The sequence below is a fragment of the Vibrio sp. 03_296 genome (assembly GCF_002265885.1).
Window position 1 is genome coordinate 1 of record NZ_NPKW01000750.1, and the last position, 447, is coordinate 447.

At 48.3% G+C, this 447-nt stretch carries 1 protein-coding gene; it reads left to right on the forward strand.

Translation table 11 applies throughout. The annotated features are described in order from the left end of the window. A partial coding sequence (locus CIK04_RS27630) for a PilZ domain-containing protein (RefSeq protein ID WP_142995030.1) occupies window positions 1–271 on the forward strand: 271 nt, incomplete at its 5' end. Window positions 272–447 lie beyond the last annotated feature (176 nt).

Here is a 447-nt window from a genome sequence, read left to right on the forward strand (position 1 = left end):
AATTCGCGATCTCTCCCGTGGCGGGTGTCGCTTTGTCACGGCGCCAATGAGCAGAACTTTCACTGTGGGTGATGAAGTGTCATTGGAGATTCTACTCGGGAAAGCAGGTGGACCAACCTTGGCACCACTGAAAGGAAAAGTCTGTAATTTACAGCGTTCAACGCATTACGCGCGTTACGGCGTCGAATTTGATGATTTCGGCAAGCACAATGCGAAAAGCTTACTTGGTCATTTGAAGTTTGACGGAACCAAGCTCAAGCTCAAACGTTAGGCGTGCCGATAAGTGACTTGTCGATAAAAGAAAACCGTCGCTAGGACGGTTTTCTTCGTTTTGACTGGTGATACAGACGGAAGAAGCTCAATTTGGGCTTTTTGTTTTTCCGCTAGATGAGAGAGTCGTACTCGCGCTGGCGCTTTTGGTCTGATACCCCGCTACGTTTTGGTTCA